The 17,637-nt window shown below is 44.5% G+C and carries 17 protein-coding genes; 9 read left to right on the top strand and 8 right to left on the bottom strand.

Translation table 11 applies throughout. The features are described 5' to 3' along the window. Positions 1–271 precede the first annotated feature (271 nt). Both AKL11_RS07220 and AKL11_RS07215 read left to right on the top strand, forming a co-directional pair. Positions 272–568: a hypothetical protein gene (locus AKL11_RS07220; protein ID WP_067515902.1), complete on the top strand. Its 297-nt coding sequence runs from the start codon at positions 272–274 to the stop codon at positions 566–568. 31 nt (positions 569–599) lie between these two features. After that, entirely contained in the window at positions 600–995 is a 396-nt protein-coding gene (locus AKL11_RS07215; RefSeq protein WP_067515901.1) for a CesT family type III secretion system chaperone, read from the top strand. Positions 996–1,003: 8 nt separating this feature from the next. Here the strand turns inward: AKL11_RS07215 and AKL11_RS24505 are convergent, their stop codons facing one another. Beyond that, positions 1,004–1,354 (bottom strand): AAA family ATPase, encoded by a 351-nt coding sequence (locus AKL11_RS24505; protein WP_095210237.1) that lies wholly within the window; start codon positions 1,352–1,354, stop codon positions 1,004–1,006. Positions 1,355–1,512: 158 nt separating this feature from the next. Further along, on the bottom strand, positions 1,513–2,058 hold the full coding sequence (locus tag AKL11_RS07205; protein ID WP_067515899.1) for an AAA family ATPase: 546 nt from the start codon (positions 2,056–2,058) through the stop codon (positions 1,513–1,515). Between the two features lie 365 nt (positions 2,059–2,423). Here AKL11_RS07205 and AKL11_RS07200 point away from each other — a divergent pair, with 365 nt between their 5' ends. Both AKL11_RS07200 and AKL11_RS07195 read left to right on the top strand, forming a co-directional pair. Continuing rightward, positions 2,424–5,579: a hypothetical protein gene (locus AKL11_RS07200; protein WP_067515898.1), complete on the top strand. Its 3,156-nt coding sequence runs from the start codon at positions 2,424–2,426 to the stop codon at positions 5,577–5,579. A 532-nt stretch (positions 5,580–6,111) separates the two neighbouring features. Beyond that, positions 6,112–6,948: an IS630 family transposase gene (locus AKL11_RS07195; protein WP_157673406.1), complete on the top strand. Its 837-nt coding sequence runs from the start codon at positions 6,112–6,114 to the stop codon at positions 6,946–6,948. Positions 6,949–6,975: 27 nt separating this feature from the next. On the opposite strand, the gene AKL11_RS07190 is transcribed toward AKL11_RS07195, so the two are convergent. From AKL11_RS07190 to AKL11_RS25885, 5 genes are all read right to left on the bottom strand, one after another. Next, positions 6,976–7,386 (bottom strand): hypothetical protein, encoded by a 411-nt coding sequence (locus AKL11_RS07190; RefSeq protein WP_157673452.1) that lies wholly within the window; start codon positions 7,384–7,386, stop codon positions 6,976–6,978. 501 nt (positions 7,387–7,887) lie between these two features. Continuing rightward, complete coding sequence (locus AKL11_RS07185) at positions 7,888–8,778, bottom strand: IS982 family transposase (protein WP_067515896.1); 891 nt, start codon at positions 8,776–8,778, stop codon at positions 7,888–7,890. 371 nt (positions 8,779–9,149) lie between these two features. After that, positions 9,150–9,542 carry a hypothetical protein gene (locus AKL11_RS07180; protein WP_157673451.1) on the bottom strand — a complete coding sequence of 131 codons (393 nt, stop codon included), beginning with the start codon at positions 9,540–9,542 and terminating at the stop codon, positions 9,150–9,152. A 109-nt stretch (positions 9,543–9,651) separates the two neighbouring features. Continuing rightward, positions 9,652–11,037: an HNH endonuclease family protein gene (locus AKL11_RS07175; protein ID WP_216636435.1), complete on the bottom strand. Its 1,386-nt coding sequence runs from the start codon at positions 11,035–11,037 to the stop codon at positions 9,652–9,654. Beyond that, complete coding sequence (locus AKL11_RS25885) at positions 11,004–11,510, bottom strand: DUF262 domain-containing protein (protein ID WP_216636766.1); 507 nt, start codon at positions 11,508–11,510, stop codon at positions 11,004–11,006. Before AKL11_RS25885 ends, AKL11_RS07175 begins: the two co-directional genes overlap by 34 nt. A gap of 331 nt (positions 11,511–11,841) precedes the next feature. Between AKL11_RS25885 and AKL11_RS07170 the strand changes: the two genes are divergently transcribed. Continuing rightward, on the top strand, positions 11,842–12,132 hold the full coding sequence (locus AKL11_RS07170; protein WP_067515894.1) for a hypothetical protein: 291 nt from the start codon (positions 11,842–11,844) through the stop codon (positions 12,130–12,132). 55 nt (positions 12,133–12,187) lie between these two features. On the opposite strand, the gene AKL11_RS07165 is transcribed toward AKL11_RS07170, so the two are convergent. After that, positions 12,188–12,445 carry a hypothetical protein gene (locus AKL11_RS07165; RefSeq protein WP_067515893.1) on the bottom strand — a complete coding sequence of 86 codons (258 nt, stop codon included), beginning with the start codon at positions 12,443–12,445 and terminating at the stop codon, positions 12,188–12,190. 248 nt (positions 12,446–12,693) lie between these two features. Between AKL11_RS07165 and AKL11_RS07160 the strand changes: the two genes are divergently transcribed. The 4 genes from AKL11_RS07160 (at position 12,694) to AKL11_RS07145 (ending at position 17,615) form a co-directional block, all read left to right on the top strand. After that, positions 12,694–14,277, top strand: a complete 1,584-nt coding sequence (locus tag AKL11_RS07160; RefSeq protein ID WP_067515892.1) for a class I SAM-dependent DNA methyltransferase — start codon at positions 12,694–12,696, stop codon at positions 14,275–14,277. After that, entirely contained in the window at positions 14,267–15,592 is a 1,326-nt protein-coding gene (locus AKL11_RS07155; protein WP_067515891.1) for a restriction endonuclease subunit S, read from the top strand. The genes AKL11_RS07160 and AKL11_RS07155 overlap by 11 nt, the downstream gene beginning before the upstream one ends. A 272-nt stretch (positions 15,593–15,864) precedes the next feature. Next, entirely contained in the window at positions 15,865–17,049 is a 1,185-nt protein-coding gene (locus AKL11_RS07150; RefSeq protein ID WP_067515890.1) for an AAA family ATPase, read from the top strand. Beyond that, positions 17,049–17,615 (top strand): DUF4276 family protein, encoded by a 567-nt coding sequence (locus tag AKL11_RS07145; protein ID WP_067515889.1) that lies wholly within the window; start codon positions 17,049–17,051, stop codon positions 17,613–17,615. The genes AKL11_RS07150 and AKL11_RS07145 overlap by 1 nt, the downstream gene beginning before the upstream one ends. The last annotated feature ends 22 nt before the right edge of the window (positions 17,616–17,637 follow it).

The raw sequence follows: 17,637 nt of genomic DNA, 5'->3' as shown, positions 1-17,637 counted from the left end.
TCATGACTTCTATTCCTGATCATTAAAATTCTTGATGATCAAAAAGTAGACGATTTGGCCGGTTAGTCAAATTTAAGGGTGTCCTATATTTCCTTAGCTGTATTAGCCATTCTATTTACAGCACCGTTGGGGTTGATTGGCATCAACCTTTTTGGGACTAAATTACTGAACAAAGCATCTTAGATCACAATTACCTGAATCCATTGCATATTAAGCAGGCAATGTTATATTCAAAGTAAGCGCTTTCAATATAGGAACTCCGGTGATCGCAATGGATGGAATCAACAAAACATCACCAATAACCAGCGGACTAGTAGGCCAGTACACCCTTAAAACCAAATATGACAGCTTGGGAATCAAAGCATTAATACCTGATGGCGCTAGGGCTGGCAAAGCCAAAGAGCTGGTCTCTCAATGTCGAAATAATGCTGAATTCATACAAAAATGCGCCAAGGCAGGCAAGATCGTAGGATACATGCTTAAACACAATCAACGAACAAAAGTCGCCGGAGTCGTCATTAAGTCCTTGGCTGATGCCGTTTCGAGAGCCAAGTCAATAGGCATCTGAGCCAGAACACCCTGAAAGGAGCGTCATTCTAATGGATTATTTTCACTCTCTTGTTTCTGAGCTGTTCCAGCAACTGAATATTGAAAAGCCGGAAGACCGTGATGAGTACAGTTTTGAATTGGACGATGAAAGTCTGCTTCATATTGCTTTTCAACCGAACACAGAATCCGTCGTTGTATTCCGACTCATTGATGCATTCATCGACAACCTTGAGCCTGAACAGTATTGTCAGTTATTGGCGTTAAACAGTTTCAGTGACACGTTCATCAAAAGCGGAGTGTTTACCACTGAAAATGCAGATTGCGCCATTATCTGGATTCAATCCCCTCTGAAATCATTGGATCTGGAGGAGCTCAAAACCTTCGTCGAGCAATTACAAGTCGACTTTCCACCAGCCATCAAGCAAGGTCAGAGTGACCCCATGTAAGCAAAGCACTACGACTTATTCGACAACGTGTCAGCATCTTGCTGGCGCAAATACTCCAGCTTCCCTTTAATTTTGATCTCCAGACCCCGTTCGTTCGGCTGATAATATTGCCTTGGTTCCATCGTCTCAGGAAAATAACACTCGCCGGCCGCATACGCATCTGGCTCATCGTGTGCGTATCGGTATTGTTGGCCGTAACCCAACTCTCCCATCAGTTTGGTGGGCGCATTTCTGAGATGCAAAGGCACTTCGTGGGAAGGGTTGCCGCGGACATCGTCCAGTGCTGCTTTCCAGGCCAGATATACCGCATTACTTTTCGGAGCGCAGGCGCAATAAACCGTGGCATGGGCCAGTGCCAGTAAACCTTCAGCCTAAATTCATCAGTTGAATCTCATATAATCCATGAAAACCCTTGCTGTACCTGATTTTGAACCGAATTGATGTATTCACCCAAAGGGTGAGCGGGTAAATCTGTCCAAACCCATATATCGCATGGCCTTCAGGGCTAGTTCAATTTTCAACTGCTGAATTTAGGTTCAGGCGCACCCAGTCGTTCAAAAGCCTGCCAGGCATTGATGGCAATATCCAGCGCCCTTGGATCAGCATTACCAATATCCTCACTGGCAATCGCCACCAAACGACGAATGATATACAACGGATCTGCGCCACCATCCACCATTCTTGCCGCCCAATACAAAGCCCCATCCGGACTGGACCCCCGAACCGATTTATGAAAGGCAGAAATCTGGTCGTAAAACGCTTCACCACCTTTATCAAAACGACGACCGGTGTCGGACAATATATCCATAATGCTGTCGGACCGAATCACTCCGTCATGACAAAGGTCCGCAGCCACTTCCAGAATATTCAGCACTCGTCGCGCATCGCCGTCAGCGTAGCGAATTGACACCTCTTCGGCTTCAGGTTCCAGAGACACCGTATTTTCAGACAACCCCCGCTCATCTGTCAGCGCCTGATGAATGACTTTCTTCAAGTCTTCCTGCTGCAATGACTTGAGCAGAAAGCTGGGCCGAAAGCTGGGGCCAGGTCTTTCTTTTTGCATAATAAATGTCGTCTACCATAACTACAGATGCACAAATAAAGACCTGACCCTACACTTCTTAAGGGAGTGAAGGTGTTCACGATACACCAGAATGAGCGTTCATGTTCGCCAGAATACGCAATAAGTGGAGTTGTTGTGAATTTTCATGTTATATCTATGTTGATTATTATGGTTTTAGGCTTGAGGTACGTAAGTCGGTGTTTTCGTGCCGTTGATACGGCACGGCATTTTGAAAGGCTGGGCATTTCTGCTCTATTGCGTTAACCAGGAGGTTGTCGCTTTTTTCTGAGCATAGTACAACTTTTCAACAGCCTAGTGTCGTATAAATACATTGCTTGAGTTTGGATGCTCAGATAGGAAAAGCTATGGAAGGCCCTTCAGGAAAAAAAGGCATACAGCCTGAACTTATTGATGTCCCTCAGCAAATAAATAAAGAAACCTCTAGTTCGGTAAGTCAGGACAAAGAGGGGGCATCAAAGCAGATACCTCGGGATGACTCGCATTTTTTTTCCGAAGACGAGCGGAAATCAATAAGCAACTATCGAGTAGAAAAAATCGATTCAAAGGATAATTCTAATTCCTTGCTTTCTGACAGTCAGGTATTGAGCGAAAGTGTCGAAGATAATTCTGATGCTGGTGAGGAGTATGAAGATGCGTTAAACCAAATGGGGGCTGAAGTCACAAATAAAGCAATAGCAGAAGCACTTGCTGAGCTTGGGCCTGAGGGGGTAGCTATGATGGAAGCTCCATCGGATATGGTGCTGCAGAATAGTGAAAGTGAGACACCTGAAACGCCTGTCAGTCGTTCTGAAAAAGCTCAAAGGTTGATACGAGTTAATGAAAAAGAAACAGTCCATAAAATGGCAACCCAATTAATGCAACGGGCAAAGACGTTTATGTCTGGATATTCACTCCGGAGTCAGCTGGGAGCTCTTAATCTAAGTCAGGCGATTAAAGATTTTGAAAAATACGGGGGGGGGGAAGCAGGAGAACTGTTTGAAAAGATGGATAATTTTGCTCAAATATTGGGAGCAAAGACAGAAAAAGAAATTGAAATAACACATCATCAGGATAAATCTCAGGCCAGGGCAGAGTATGATGCTTTGGCTTTATCTTTTGGCCTTGTTAAAGATATTGTGAAGGATTTCTATTTTGATTATCTTGGAAATGAATGCAAACAAAAGCTACGTGATGCATTTTCCCGCTTTGAAAATCCTAGTGAAGAGTCGTTGTTAAGAGTGAGGGGGCAGGCTAGTGTTGATGTGAATATAGCAAAGCTGGATGCAGGGGTAGAGGTATCGACACAACTGTTAGGTTGTGATGATACCACGATAAGACTTTTTGATAATCAAAAATTCAGCCTTCGGCTAACTGTGGGAATTGATTTGGCTAAAGGGTATCTTACGGGTGCAGCCGGAGTGATTAAGGGGAAGGAATTTAATAATATTGATGAATTTATTGATTATTATGGGGATTCAGTTTTATTCGCGCTGCATACTCATAAAATGCCTTCGAAAAAATCCTGGGATAAGATACATCAGATAAAAGAAAGTAGAGTGTTGAAAAAACGTATTATTGAAAATGTCTCTCAACTAGAAGAGCAGTTTCAAGTGCTGGGAATGAGTGCTGTTGAAGAAGGGAAGCTGAAATATGGTGCTACAGCAAAAGCTGTGCCTTTAGCGATAAAAAGAGAAACAACTGAGAAGCAGGTGGGAGTGAGAATTGCTAAGTCATTTGGGCTTGATTTGACTGATACCAAGTGGGCAAATACATTTACTAAAAAAACGCCGATGTTAACTCAGCTAAGCAAGCATCCGGAGTGGTTTAAAGATTATGATAAATACTTTTACAATATGGCCATTACCAGAGATAAAAAAGGGTATTTTGATCAATTAAGCGTTATCTCTGAGGATAGTTTTAGTAATGCAAAGTCGGATGGCAGTACAATTTTATCTTATGATGGTGCCAGTGTTATCCCCTTGTTAGGTAATAGACTGGAAGTACTGAAAAGTGCGACGAACCTGAAGTTAAAAAGTGGCAAGCGTATTCAGTCGGGCATTGTATCAAAAGAGTTATCTGCTATGCAGGATGAAGTTAGACAATTAATAGAGCAGAACTATCAGGAGTATAAGTTTTATTGCAGTCAAGTAAATACTGAAAAACAGCTTAACAGTAAGAAGCATCACTCAGAAGTAACCGATATTCTCCACCGGCGTGGCGCTAGAAAGCCGCCAGAAATGCTTCAGCGGTTTATGGTGGCCCATGCCAGATTAAGCAGTATATATAAGCAGGCCGAAAAGCTTTTGCCACACGTTAACAGCTCGGGGGTTAATTCTGAGTGGCTGGATTTTATTGAGCAGGACCTTTCTGTTCCTGATATCCATGTATCTCAGAAAAATATTGAAAAGTACTTAATGCTTAATAAACAGCTTCATGGTTCTATAAAATTCAATGACAAAATCGCAAAGCTAGCTCTGGGACCTTTCGAAGGGCTGGTTGATGTAAGACGCATCAAGAATAGGAATGAACCAAATCCTGATTCCGATGGTGACTATTTATTCGTGGTGTTGAGAGGAAGTTTTGTAGGCACAGCCTCTTTGGCTGAAGGTGACCTGACGGAGTCACTGACCAGGCTGCTGGGCACGTTGCCTTCTATCGATGGTGAGGCTCCCTTAATGATAGATGCGACATCCGGGGCTGAGTCTTTATTGCAAGGAGCCAAACACCTGAAAATGGAACTATTTTTTGTCAAGGGAGAGGATGGATGTTACCACCAGCAATACAAGCGTTTGCTCACTGGCGAAGAACTCGCTGTGAAACAGGGTGGGAAAGTGCCCATTACTGGGATGGTTTCTGTTTCTGGACAAGTGGCGGCTGATCATTATGCATACCACTATAAAGGTGAAGAGCTGGGCACGAATACGGTCACTTATGTGCAGACTCGTTATAATGGCTGGAAAATAGGGCAGAAGGCTGAGAAGTGGCAGGCGTTTTTGGAGAACAGTAATAATAAAGAAAGACTCGCCAAAATTATGGTCAATATGGCATCTCAAGATGAAAATGCAGGCCATGAATTCAGCGGCATGAAGGATATTATCAAAAATCATTATCAGGCCGTTCGTGATAGTCAACATGGTTTAGCGGAAGACAAGACAAAGGCTCAAACGATTCTTGATGAGCTTGAAAATGGTGTTTGGGACAAATGCTTTTCCACTTTAAAAGGTGAATACCTTACTTTTTATACCTCTAACCTTGCATTTTCCGATTCCGGGATGAGCAGGAAGCTCCAGTCAGGTATTAGCAAGGTGTCAAAGAAATACAGCACTCTGGCGACAGCAACGACCATTAATGAGCGTGAAAAGTTTGCGCTTCGGTCGACAGTCAAGTCAAATGCGTTTGATTCTGCGATTAAGGCATTTGAGGCGGTTTTACTGGCTTCTCATGAGCCTTATCTGAAAGAGACTGAAAGCAGGTTTGAAGATGTTAACCCTAACCAGCCAACACCTTACAGAAAATCATAATTTATGGTTTTGCGAACATCTGGGAATGCTTCCTATAGTGCTATCAGAGTTTTTATTTTTCAAAAAATATGTTTCTCTGAGTCATCGCAGTCATTTGCAAGCGTTACATTAACAAACGGAATTATGGTTTTTTAGGGTGCTAAACCAAAACTCATTTGAAACATACGGTTCTAAATGAGCAGATAAATTGATCCAAAGCATGAAACGAAAAACGATTCAAGACGTATAATTACAGATCATTTTTTGCCATAACTATTCGATTCATGCTTAAAGTCCTACACGATAAATGGAATCAATCCCCAGAATGCCTCTATCAATCTGGATTATCAGAACCTCACCATAGGACGCGCGAACGCTTTATGGCCCTTTATCAAGTCTGTTGTGAGCAATCCGCTTCACAGGTGGCCTTCAGCACCAAACGCGCAACACACACCTTGTGGAAATGGATCAAAGCTTATAATGAATTCGGCCCAAAGGCTCTGCAGTATAAGCGTACAGGCGGACACCCCCCTTTTGTCTAACCGTTACCTCAATCATCACTCAAGCCATCCACCGTTCGGCTGAAGCCGCTGCAAATGCTGAAAAGTCGTCACTCCCTCGCTGGACTCTTAAAAGGTTAGTAAACTGGTGCAAGGTGAAATGGAACTTTACTTGCTCCCGGGAAACTATTCGCCGTGTTTTGAAAAGGAATAATATCTCCTGGAAAAAGGCGAAGAAGCTCCTGAATCGTGCCGATCCTGAAAAAAGAGCAGACTATCTGAAGCAGCTTGAGCCGTTACTTCAGCAGGCAACCAGGCAAGAAAAACTGATCGTTTATATTGACGAAGCGCACATTCATCAGGATACGGATATCGGTAGTGGGTGGTCAGCTAAAGGCGGTAGACTCTTTGTGTCTTCTTGCTCTCCAGGGCTATCCAAAGTCACGTTTTACGGGATTTATTACTACAACGAGGGCCAGGTTAGGATTTGGCCATACCCCAAAGGCAATTCACAACATACTGTGAATGTTCTGGAGCGTATTCGACAGGAGAATCTTGAACGACAAATTACTGTTATTTGGGATGGTGCGTCCTATCATCGGTCATTTGACGTCTGCGAGGCTGCAAAAAATCTAAAAATAGAGCTAGTCTGGCTACCTCCGTACAGTCCTGATTTTATGCCAGTTGAGGCTCTTTGGCGTTGGTTGAGAGAGGAGGTAACTTATCATTATTGTCATAGCACCCAAGATGAACTGGTGAAGAATGTCAAAGCCTTCTGCGTGCAGATTAACCAAAAACCAGTCGAGTTAGCCGACAGACTCCATACCAAGACGTCTCTTGACGAGGAGGAAGAGGTGCTCAGAAAACCGGTTAAGCCAAAACCAAAATAAAACCGATGGTTTCAAGTGAGTTTTGGTTTATAGGCTTTCCAGAATGCGGGCAAACGTCATATCCTCCTCTTCTGCCACCTCCTGTGTTTCTCCCCATAAATAACTCTGACATTCTGAGCACTTCCCCAGCAGAAAGTCTATAAACCAATTGGGAACATCCAATGAATAGCAACCGCAATACACAGAGCGGATGTCTATCAGCTTTTTTTTATGTTTGAGGCATGACCGAACACCCGGAACAACCCAGCTCCGTTTGATATATGCCCAACCATTGGACTGTACCGATTCGATCATACAGGACGCACAAAAATGCAGGGCGCTTTGCAGCGAAACATCTTCAGGGGCAGGTGGTAAGCTCGACCTCTCCTGATGGTAAATCACCAATAGTAAAAACAGCGTGTGTTCATCAAAGAACTGTGCTTCTGACTTCCTCATCATCTTTGCATAGAGTGAGAAATGATCAGGACCTGGAATGAAACGCGGAGCTCCACCTTTGTTATTGAGGAAGCATCTTTTGTGCTCAACGACGGACCACACTTCTCCCCGAATATGTAATTGCCTGCAGAGAAAAGAGGCAAAATGTTCGTCTTCCGCTGGTTGGAGGCAAATCATCCCTGAGAGATTACTCCTGCATAATTGAGCCCCTCATTAGTGAACCTTACCATCATTCCGAGGGGTGAATGTTATACTGTTTCAACATAGCATCGCGCCTCTTCCAAAGTAATTCAATGGTATAGTCTTCCATGATGCGATGACTCTGTTATCCATTTCAAAACCATCGTACAGACATCTGAAACACCTACACCAACTAAAATTGATCATTCGGTCAATATTTATTCTGGGTTTACGCGATGTTCGACTTGCAGGTTATTAACTTTGCATGAAAGTAAGTCCAACTAAAACTTCAAAAGCTGTACCACAGCGAAGTTTCACTAATTTTTAAGCGGCAGCAATCAGGTTTTCAAACTGAATCGGTGCTTTCCCTGCACTGATATTCAGATATGAACCCATGTTGTGAGCCAAAAGCTTCCTGGCTATACGCGAAGTCATATGCCACCTGTCTCGACAACGGCACCTTTCGATTTCAAATTGTTCTGCCAGTTGGCCAATAACTGTTTCAATCCTCCGTCGTACCCGCATGATTAATTTCAAAAACGACTTTGGTCTATCATCTTTCATATTTTTTCTTAGCGGTGTCTGTAGGTCGATACCTAACTCCCGACAGTCTACTTTGAACTCTGGTCGTATGTATCCTTTGTCACCCAACAAGAGTCCGGCAATGACCTCCACCATGTCATAAGCAGCGTCACGCTCATCAATATTAGCGGCAGTCAGCGTAAATCCAACGGGAATACCGCGAGCTTCAACCAGTAGATGCCCCTGAAATCCGTAGAAATGCTTATTCTTTGAGGCACAGTAACCGTAGTCAGCCTCCCCTTTAAAGACTTTACTTCTGGGTGCTCTTGTCCTTACCGCGACATCGATGGGAAAGCCGTCAATCAGGTGAATATCTGCATTATCAGCATGCATCAACTGAACGAGTTGCTGCTGAAGTTTCTGTTTAACGGCCCATAAGTTAGCGGCCTGCTTGACGAATGTGGACCGTGATGGAATATCAGGAAACAGGTGTCGCCAATGTTGAGCAAAATACTTCCAGATATGCTTATCAGCATGATGTCCAAGCCATTCACCGGTGACCTCCATGGTGATCACTTCACTATCTGAAAGCTTTGGTGGATAACCGCGGCTTCTCAGAGGTGATGGAACTAGTTCTTTGATTAAATCGTCGATCAGGCAGAAGACAGTAGTGATAAACTGTTCAATGGGCATGGCTGGTTTCCTCCTTTGTATCCACTGTTTTTAATAGCAGAAAAGTAGGTCAGTCATGCCTTTGTCAGGTCAGTTTAAAAGTCGAACATCGCGTGGGTTTTTAAATTTATACTACCTTTGGTTTTGGGTTGTGCCAGCGGTTTCCTGCATCATTAATAGCTTCGTATAATCATAGATACTGATAGATGTTGAATTGCATCTGCACTTTAGTTTCTCGCATCAGTGCGAAGACGCTGGACTTGATGCGGAGGCAAGCTATGACTTTCCATTTATCAAATAAAGTACCTGCCGCTGTTAGTAAGGCTATGTGCTCATTTGGAATAGGGCGTCAAATTCAGGGGGCAGTCAGGTACTTCCACTGAAAAAACAGTTTAATGTCTGTCTCTAAAAATAGTTGCCAACTGGTTTGCAAAATCTCTTTTTTCTTGAGGCGTAGCGAGAAATTCTGGGTCTGGGAGCTCGGGGAAAAGAAGATGCGCTGAATGTTCTGATGTGTAGCCTAATATAGAAGGTAACTCTTTAGATGGCTGAAAGTTAAGATCACTAACTTCTGCTGGAAGTTCATCTGGCGTATAGCTTTCTTCTTCACCAGTCCCTGAAAATAACTCACTTCCATCATACCAAACCGTAATCCACTCGGGATCACTTACGTTGTTTGATGCCTGATAGACCTTCATAAACCGTTCAGTCTCATCGTAGCTGATGGCAGTAAATGAGCCGCCAGGATTTTGTTCAAGATATGAAAGGACTTCCTTTAGTTTCATTGTCATGCTCTCAAATTACCGGTTATCGGGGTGCTTGCTATTAGGGTTAACGCACTACCCACCGGAAAATCACTCGCCTTCTCTCGATTTTCCGGTGGGTAACAACTTGTTATGCCATCTCGATCTCGAACTCGATCTCGATTTCATCTAAATGGAGTAATCGACCTTTAAAGTCCATGTCACCTAACTCAATATTCCAACGCTGTTCCATAAACCCGAGAAGTTCCAATCCACGGTTTAGAATTTCAACGGGAGTCCAATCCTGGTTTTGTGCCACCTCGTTCTCTGATACAGAGCCGTTGTAATAACCGACCCCATCACCATTATTCACTTTTTGTGGAAAGCTGTCGTTTTGCAGTGACGAATTTTTGGAGCGTGATAAAGGTAACAAGTTACCCAAAGAATGAGTTAGAGCACGCTTTTCCTGCTCATTTAGATGACCAAAGCGATCAATCCAGTAGGCATTATCTGGTGTTTGCGGGAAAATGTGTTCCAAGGTCACATGGTCTTTCTTGTTGGTTTTCAGCACTTCCCAAGACAGCTTACTGGTTGCCTGTTTTCGTTTCTCTCTAAGCCACTGCTCATGCTCATAGAGGAAGTAACGAATGCCATCCCAGTAGTAAAAACCATCTCCGCCTAGCTCATATTTTTCTTCAATGTTGGCTAGAAACCTCTCAGGGTCATAGTAATAATTAATCCATCCATCAATAGTGGCTACCACTTCCTCAATGGATTTCGACCCTGTCAGAAGTTCTCGCGACAAAGTGAAAAATTCAGTATCACCTGTATTAGCGCGACGTTGACTCAAGTTAAACAAAGTAAAGTTATAACGTTCGGCAGCCTCTAGTAACTTTCTGATCATCTCAGGATCTTGCTTTGAGACGAATGCCGACAAAATCAGGGGCTTGAAAGACCTAAAGCTCAAGCGGTCTAAACGGCTAAGCCACAGTTTTTGAGTATCTGTCAGTTGATTTTCCTGTGCATGATAGGGGTTGTGCATATAGAACCAGCAGACAACTGACTGTTGGAGGCTCTTTACATACTCTGAGATTTCTTCAATCTGGATTTCATCATCTGCATTTTTAGGATGAGTAATATTTCTCGCATTGAATTTCTCATCCAATAAGAATTTGATGTAATCATCCCCCTTGCGGCGGGTATATTTGAAATACATCGTCCAGTGGTTACGGAGAAACAGATCGTCATCCAAAGGAGCCTCAGGATTTTTCCCAAGATACTCATACATGGTTTTCCACGCATCATTGATATTAACCCTGAGCTGATCTCGTCCATCATTATCCTTGAATAAGGTAGAAAGATAGATCAACCTGTTCTTGAGTAGTTCAAGGCTAGTAAGCGGTTTGCCTCGGTTATTCATTGTCTCAAAGGTAACAAACACATCAATTTCTTCATCTATTTCGTATAGATTGAATTTCAGTTTTTGTGTGAGCTTCTTAAATATTAAGGCGATCTCATTTGTAGATATTTCACCCAAACGAGCTTAAAGTAATGCTTGGCAAAGCTTAGATTTCGGGTGTAGAGCGTTTCTACGAACTGGTTCGAGCCGGAGTGCTCACAAAATATCTTGGTTTTCATATACTCATCACTGGGATTATCTCTCTCATACCCAAAGATGAAACTTTGCTGTAGCTTATTGTCCGCTTCGAAAAAAATAAAATGCTTACGAATCGAGGCGATAGACTGGTAATTCAGTTCTGCCCCTTCATCGACAGACTCAAGAATAGCCTGCAATAGAATCATCGAAGTGGTTAAGCGTTGCTGACCATCAACCACATAAAAAGGTCGAAAACCAACACCTTCGATTAACCAGAGATCTTTTTCCCAGCGTTGGAATAGATTGGATTTCACAGGCTCAAGCGTAATCACACCAGTATAATGAATACGGTCATTATCCAATTGGCAAATATCTTCCCAAAAGTCCTCTACTTTGGTGTTCTTTCCAAGCATAGCCACGCTGATAATCAGGGATTCTCAGCAAACGGCGCTCAAATATATCGCTTAAGCTGTTTAATTTCATACGACAACTTCCATTGAGAATGCAAAACCTTTAGACCGACACACAGTATTTCAACTTCAGTCATCGTACTAAAAGCTACACTGAAAAGAACCCCACCCCGAGGCTCCGTCATCCATTAGAGCCACGCTCCTGTCGGTGGCGGGGAACTAAATCTAGACGTTATTAGACAGCTTTGAACTATACAGCGCAATATACAGTAGTCCAGAACTTGCCACACTCAACCCAATCCCTATAGTTGCCTTAATACAGAGGGGCAACTCTATGGCAACCGAAGAAAAAATCGAACAAATAACGACTGAAATGGACATCCTGATCAACGGACAGCGAGACCTACGACAACTGGCGCACGAAACTCAACGCCAGCTACAACATCACGGGGAATTGATCAGACACTTGCAGGACAGTGCAGACAACCAGCAACGGCAAATGAACAACCTGCAAAGTGAACAGAAAGAACAGCGGGGAGTGCTGGATAATCACACCGGGCAACTAAACTACCTGACAGAGCTCGTAGAAAAAATAGCGATCAAGCTTGAGGTTCAGGTGGATTAACAATAATTCAACTCTATGTGTTTTTTGGGTATCAGCATACAGCGGTCACTCAATATTATTTCAATACGGTTTCCCAAGGGTTTAACTGCAAGAGTTCGGGGTTGTTTCCTATCAGCTTCTGAAAGACCTGAATCATAATCATCGCAGCTTCGTGCATTGATAGCTCGTAAGTATCAAAATGTTCCACGGTGTTTGAGATCAAAAAATCTTGCCACTCATCAGAAAGCCCAGAAAACCAAACATTAGAACCAATTTTTCTTAAAGCCTGCTCTGCAGCATAGAGCTCATTATTTCCTGGAAGCGGTTCACTCATTATCAGGCACCTTTACTACTGAATATGTCTTGATGAAAGAAGAAAGTCACTACAAACAGAACGACATATAGATGCGTAGATGTTGCAGAAATTTGCCGTTTCCCCCTCGGGATAACGTACAGCATGATCATACCCATTGCGTTTAAATTTGATCGGTTACTCCCCTAAACCAAAGTAATACACCCAAAAAGTCATCCATGATACGATGACTCCGTTATCCATTTCACACCCATCATACCGACCTCCCTATGGCTACTCCCGCTAAAAAAAGTCCTGCTAAAAAAAGCCCGGCAAAAGGCTTTGAAGAAACCCTCTGGGATTCCGCGAACAAGCTCCGTGGCAGTGTTGAATCCTCTGAATACAAGCACATCGTCTTAAGTTTGATCTTCCTGAAATTCATCAGCGACAAGTTTGAAGTTCAGAAAGCCAAAGTCGCCAACGAATACGGCGCCGATTTTGTGGATATGGTGGATTTCTACACGCAAGACAACGTGTTCTACCTGCCGGAAGAAAGTCGTTGGTCGTATGTTTTACAGCACGCCAAGCAGAATGACATCGCCATCAAAATTGATTCGGCGCTGCACGATATTGAAAAGAACAACCCGTCGCTGGCGGGCGCATTGCCGGATAACTATTTCTCCCGCTTGGGGTTGGATGCATCCAAACTGTCGGCGCTGATCGACACCATCAATAATATCGAAACCATCGCCAACGACTGCGACATGACCGAGCAGGATGTGGTGGGTCGGGTTTATGAATACTTCCTCGGTCGGTTTGCGGCAACGGAAGGCAAAGGCGGCGGTGAGTTCTACACGCCCAAAAGCATCGTAACGCTGATTGCGGAAATGATTGAACCTTACAAGGGCAAAATATACGACCCCTGTTGTGGTTCCGGCGGTATGTTTGTGCAATCCATCAAATTTGTGGACAGCCATAAGGGCAACCGCAAAGACATCGCCATCTTCGGGCAGGAATACACCAGCACCACCTACAAGCTGGCGAAGATGAACCTTGCCATTCGGGGCATTTCTGCCAACTTTGGCGATGTGCCCGCCAACACCTTTTTCAAAGATCAGCATCCCGATCTGAAGGCCGACTTCATCATGGCCAACCCGCCCTTTAACCAGAAACAGTGGCGGCAGGAAAACGAGCTGAGCGACGACCCGCGCTGGGACGGTTACGAAACCCCGCCCACGGGCAACGCCAACTATGCCTGGATCATGCACATGATCAGCAAACTCTCCGACAACGGCACCGCCGGTTTTGTGCTGGCCAACGGTTCCATGAGTTCCAACACCAGTGGCGAAGGCACCATTCGCCGCAAGATGATCGAAAACGATTTGGTGGATTGCATGATCGCTCTGCCGGGGCAGCTGTTTTACACCACACAGATTCCGGTATGCCTCTGGTTCCTGACCAAAAACAAAAAAGGCAATAGCGAACAAGGCACGAAAGGCCGTGAAGGGGAAACCCTGTTTATTGATGCCCGCCAGATGGGCACCATGATCAGCCGCACCACCAAAGAACTGACCACCGACGACATTGCCGAGATTGCCCGCACCTATCACGCCTTCCGTGGTGAAACCAAAGCGGGCATGTACGACGATAAGGCCGGTTTCTGCAAAGTCGCCACCCTCGAAGAAATGGCAGCAAACGACTATGTGCTGACGCCGGGGCGCTATGTGGGCGCAGCGGAATTGGAAGACGATGGTGTGCTGTTTGAAACCAAAATGAAGGAACTGAGCCAGACCCTTTATCAACAAATGCAGGATGCGGAAAAGCTGGATGCTGTGATTCGTGGGAATCTGGAGGTGTTGGGTTATGGTCGCTGACTTTTTTGATACAACTATTGGCGATCAGGTAACTCTACAACGTGGTTTTGATATCACTAAAAAGCAACAACAACCAGGTGAAATACCTGTTGTATCTTCTGGTGGCATATCAAGCTTTCATAATGAGTCCAAAGTTCAGGCACCTGGTGTTGTTCTAGGACGAAAAGGCAGCCTTGGAACTGCATTTTATCTTGATAAAGACTATTGGCCGCATGATACGACTTTGTGGGTAAAGGATTTTAAGGGAAATAATCCAAGGTTTGTTTATTACTTCTTCAGAAACATGGCAGAAGCACTGAAAAAGATGGACGTTGGGGCGGCAAACCCTGCTCTTAACCGCAACCATGTACACCTATTGCCAACAAAATGGCCTAAGAGAGAAATTCAAGATCACATTGATAATCTGATTTCTGTTCTTGATGACAAAATCCAACTCAATCGTCAAACCAACCAAACCCTCGAAGCCATGGCGCAAGCCCTGTTTAAAAGCTGGTTTGTGGATTTTGATCCGGTGATCGATAACGCACTGGCGGCGGGGCATGAGATTCCCGAGCCGTTGCAGGCTCGTGCCGAACAGCGCAAAGCCTTCCTTTCGACGGATGCTTCAGACGACAGGTTGCCGGAGTCTATTCGTCAACTATTTCCCAACTGCTTTGTGTTTGATGCGGAAATGGGGTGGATTCCGGAGGGGTGGGAGGTAAAGCCAATATACAATTTGGCTGTATTTGTGAATGGAGCGGCTTATAAAGCGTTTAACCCAAATAAAAATCAACAAGGCTTACCAATTATTAAGATTGCCGAATTAAAGTCAGGTATTACTCCGCAGACTGGTTTTTCCACTATCGAAATGCCAGAGAAGTATCGTTTAAAAGATGAGGATATTCTCTTTTCCTGGTCGGGTAATCCGGACACATCAATCGATACATTTGTTTGGCCTCTTGGCCCTGCTTGGCTGAATCAGCATATTTTCAGAGTTGATCCAAATACTGATATAAGTCGATCTTTCCTTTTAGGTTTACTCCGTTACCTGAGGCCAGTGTTTGCCGAGATAGCCAGAGATAAACAGACGACTGGACTGGGACACGTAACCGTAAAAAATCTCAAAGAGCTTATGGTAACCGTTCCTGATGAAAAATTGGTGAGAGCATTTGATCTGCAAGTTGACTCATTATTCAGTAAATCATTTGGCCTCACAAAAAGTATTCAGAGCTTAGCCAAACTCAGAGACACCTTGCTGCCCAAACTAATCTCCGGCGAACTGCGCCTGCCTGAAAACACCAGCACAGAAGCCTTGAAGGAAATCGTTGCGGCCTGATAAATGTAGGTCGGTAACCCGCAGGGTTGCCGACAATCGGACCCCGAGATGCGGCATGATGTCGGCAATTCTTGCAGAATTACCGACCTACGACGGGAACAGAATATTATCTCGTTCCCATGCTGTTAGGCTCTTTGGGTCCTGCGTGGGGATGGAAATGGCAGCGGTTGCTGGTTTTATTCATCCAGCGATGCGAGTCGAACAAGCTAAGTCAAAAATGGTAACCTTATGAAACTATCATTATTAACTGACACGTTTACGGGAGCAGCACCTTGAAGCTTGAATCCCTCTCTATAAAAAATTACCGGGTTTTTCAGGATGTTCAGATTCGAAACATGCCTGGCCTGTGTGTATTTGTAGGGGCAAATGGCAGCGGTAAAAGCACTCTATTTGATGTGTTCGGTTTTCTGAAAGATGCTCTGGCAGGCAATGTTCGTACAGCGCTTCAGAAGCGTGGCGGCTTTAAAGAAGTCGTTACCCGGGGCTGTATTGATCAACCAATCGTCTTTACCCTTCAGTTCCGAATTACCATCGGCGATGTGGAAAGACTGGTTACTTACGTTCTGGAAATCAAGCTGGACAACAATAAGCCAGTGATAGCCAGAGAAATATTACGCTATAAACGGGGTAGCTATGGCTCCCCTTTTCACTTTCTCGATTTCAGTAACGGCTCTGGCTACGCCATCCTGAACGAAGAAGATTTCAATAAAAAAGACTCTGAACTGGATCGGGAAGAACAAACGTTAGATAGCCCGGATATTCTGGCCGTCAAAGGTTTAGGGCAGTTCCAGCGTTTTAAGGCCGCCAATGCTTTTCGCCAGCTGATCGAACACTGGCATGTATCGGATTTTCATATCAGCGATGCACGTATTACCAATGATGCCGGCTATGCTGAACACCTCTCATCCCGTGGGGATAATACAGCGTTGGTCGCGCAGTACCTCTTTGAACAGCATCCGGATATTTTTCAGCGTGTGCTGGATAAAATGAAGCAGCGAGTTCCGGGGGTTGAGGGCGTTAAGGCAGCAGAAACCGACGATGGACGGATAGTATTAAAGTTTCAGGATGGCAGCTTCAAAGATCCTTTTATTGCCCGGTACGTATCCGATGGAACTATTAAGATGTTTGCTTATCTATTGCTGTTAAACGACCCTTCCCCCCACCCTCTTCTCTGTGTTGAGGAACCAGAGAACCAGCTCTATCCAAGCCTGATGCCTGAGCTGGCTGAAGAGTTCAGGGAATATTCTGACCGCGGCGGTCAGGTGATGGTAACCAGTCACTCGCCAGATATGCTGAACAGTATTCAGCTGGATGAGATTTTCTGGCTCAAGAAAAAAGACGGTGTCACCACCATTGAACGCGCCTCTGATAATGCGCTGCTTGTTAGCTTAATCAAAGGGGGCGATTTGCCCGGTGCACTGTGGAAACAAGGTCTGTTTGAGGGGGTAAACCCTTAATGACTCAGCTGGTGTTTATGCTGGAAGAGCCTTCTGCAAAGATTTTACTCGACCATCTTTTGCCCCGTGTTTTGCCGCCGAATGTTTCGTTTCTCTGTATTCCCCATGAGGGCAAGCAGGATTTGGAAAAATCCATCCCCATCAAACTTAAGAGCTGGAATGTACCAGACAGCTGGTTTGTTGTGATTCGAGACAAAGATCAGGGGGATTGCGTTCAGCTGAAGCAGCGTTTAAAGCAATTATGTATAGACAGTCATCGCCCTGAAACGCTCGTTCGAATCGTCGTTCATGAGCTGGAAAGCTGGTTTCTGGGTGACCTTGCTGCGGTTGGAGCCGCTTTTGATCTGCCGAAGCTGCCTGGCAAGCAGCAGAGCAAAAAGTTCAGGAATCCCGATGCTCTGGCCAATGCACAGGAAGAGCTGAAAAAGCTGGTAAAGAACTATCAAAAAATGGCTGGAGCCCGAAAAATATCTCCGCATCTTTCACTCGAAGCCAATACCTCCCTGAGTTTTCAGAATATGTTAAGCGGATTACAGACTTATCTTGCCCAGATAGAGACAGCTTGACGAAGAACCATCAATGGATCGT

The organism is Endozoicomonas ascidiicola (assembly GCF_001646945.1).
GTDB classification, from domain to species: Bacteria; Pseudomonadota; Gammaproteobacteria; order Pseudomonadales; family Endozoicomonadaceae; genus Endozoicomonas; species Endozoicomonas ascidiicola.
Note: the sequence above shows the minus strand (reverse complement) of the source record. Positions and strands in the feature narration are given on the sequence as shown.

Coding starts and splice junctions, on each gene's coding strand:
- AKL11_RS07145 (WP_067515889.1), top strand. CDS start 17,049: ATGACTCAGCTGGTGTTTATGCTGGAAGAGCCTTCTGCAAAGATTTTA.
- AKL11_RS07205 (WP_067515899.1), bottom strand. CDS start 2,058: ATGCAAAAAGAAAGACCTGGCCCCAGCTTTCGGCCCAGCTTTCTGCTC.
- AKL11_RS07170 (WP_067515894.1), top strand. CDS start 11,842: ATGGCAACCGAAGAAAAAATCGAACAAATAACGACTGAAATGGACATC.
- AKL11_RS25885 (WP_216636766.1), bottom strand. CDS start 11,510: ATGCTTGGAAAGAACACCAAAGTAGAGGACTTTTGGGAAGATATTTGC.
- AKL11_RS07165 (WP_067515893.1), bottom strand. CDS start 12,445: ATGAGTGAACCGCTTCCAGGAAATAATGAGCTCTATGCTGCAGAGCAG.
- AKL11_RS07155 (WP_067515891.1), top strand. CDS start 14,267: ATGGTCGCTGACTTTTTTGATACAACTATTGGCGATCAGGTAACTCTA.
- AKL11_RS07190 (WP_157673452.1), bottom strand. CDS start 7,386: ATGATGAGGAAGTCAGAAGCACAGTTCTTTGATGAACACACGCTGTTT.
- AKL11_RS07220 (WP_067515902.1), top strand. CDS start 272: ATGGATGGAATCAACAAAACATCACCAATAACCAGCGGACTAGTAGGC.
- AKL11_RS07215 (WP_067515901.1), top strand. CDS start 600: ATGGATTATTTTCACTCTCTTGTTTCTGAGCTGTTCCAGCAACTGAAT.
- AKL11_RS07185 (WP_067515896.1), bottom strand. CDS start 8,778: ATGCCCATTGAACAGTTTATCACTACTGTCTTCTGCCTGATCGACGAT.
- AKL11_RS07180 (WP_157673451.1), bottom strand. CDS start 9,542: ATGAAACTAAAGGAAGTCCTTTCATATCTTGAACAAAATCCTGGCGGC.
- AKL11_RS07200 (WP_067515898.1), top strand. CDS start 2,424: ATGGAAGGCCCTTCAGGAAAAAAAGGCATACAGCCTGAACTTATTGAT.
- AKL11_RS07160 (WP_067515892.1), top strand. CDS start 12,694: ATGGCTACTCCCGCTAAAAAAAGTCCTGCTAAAAAAAGCCCGGCAAAA.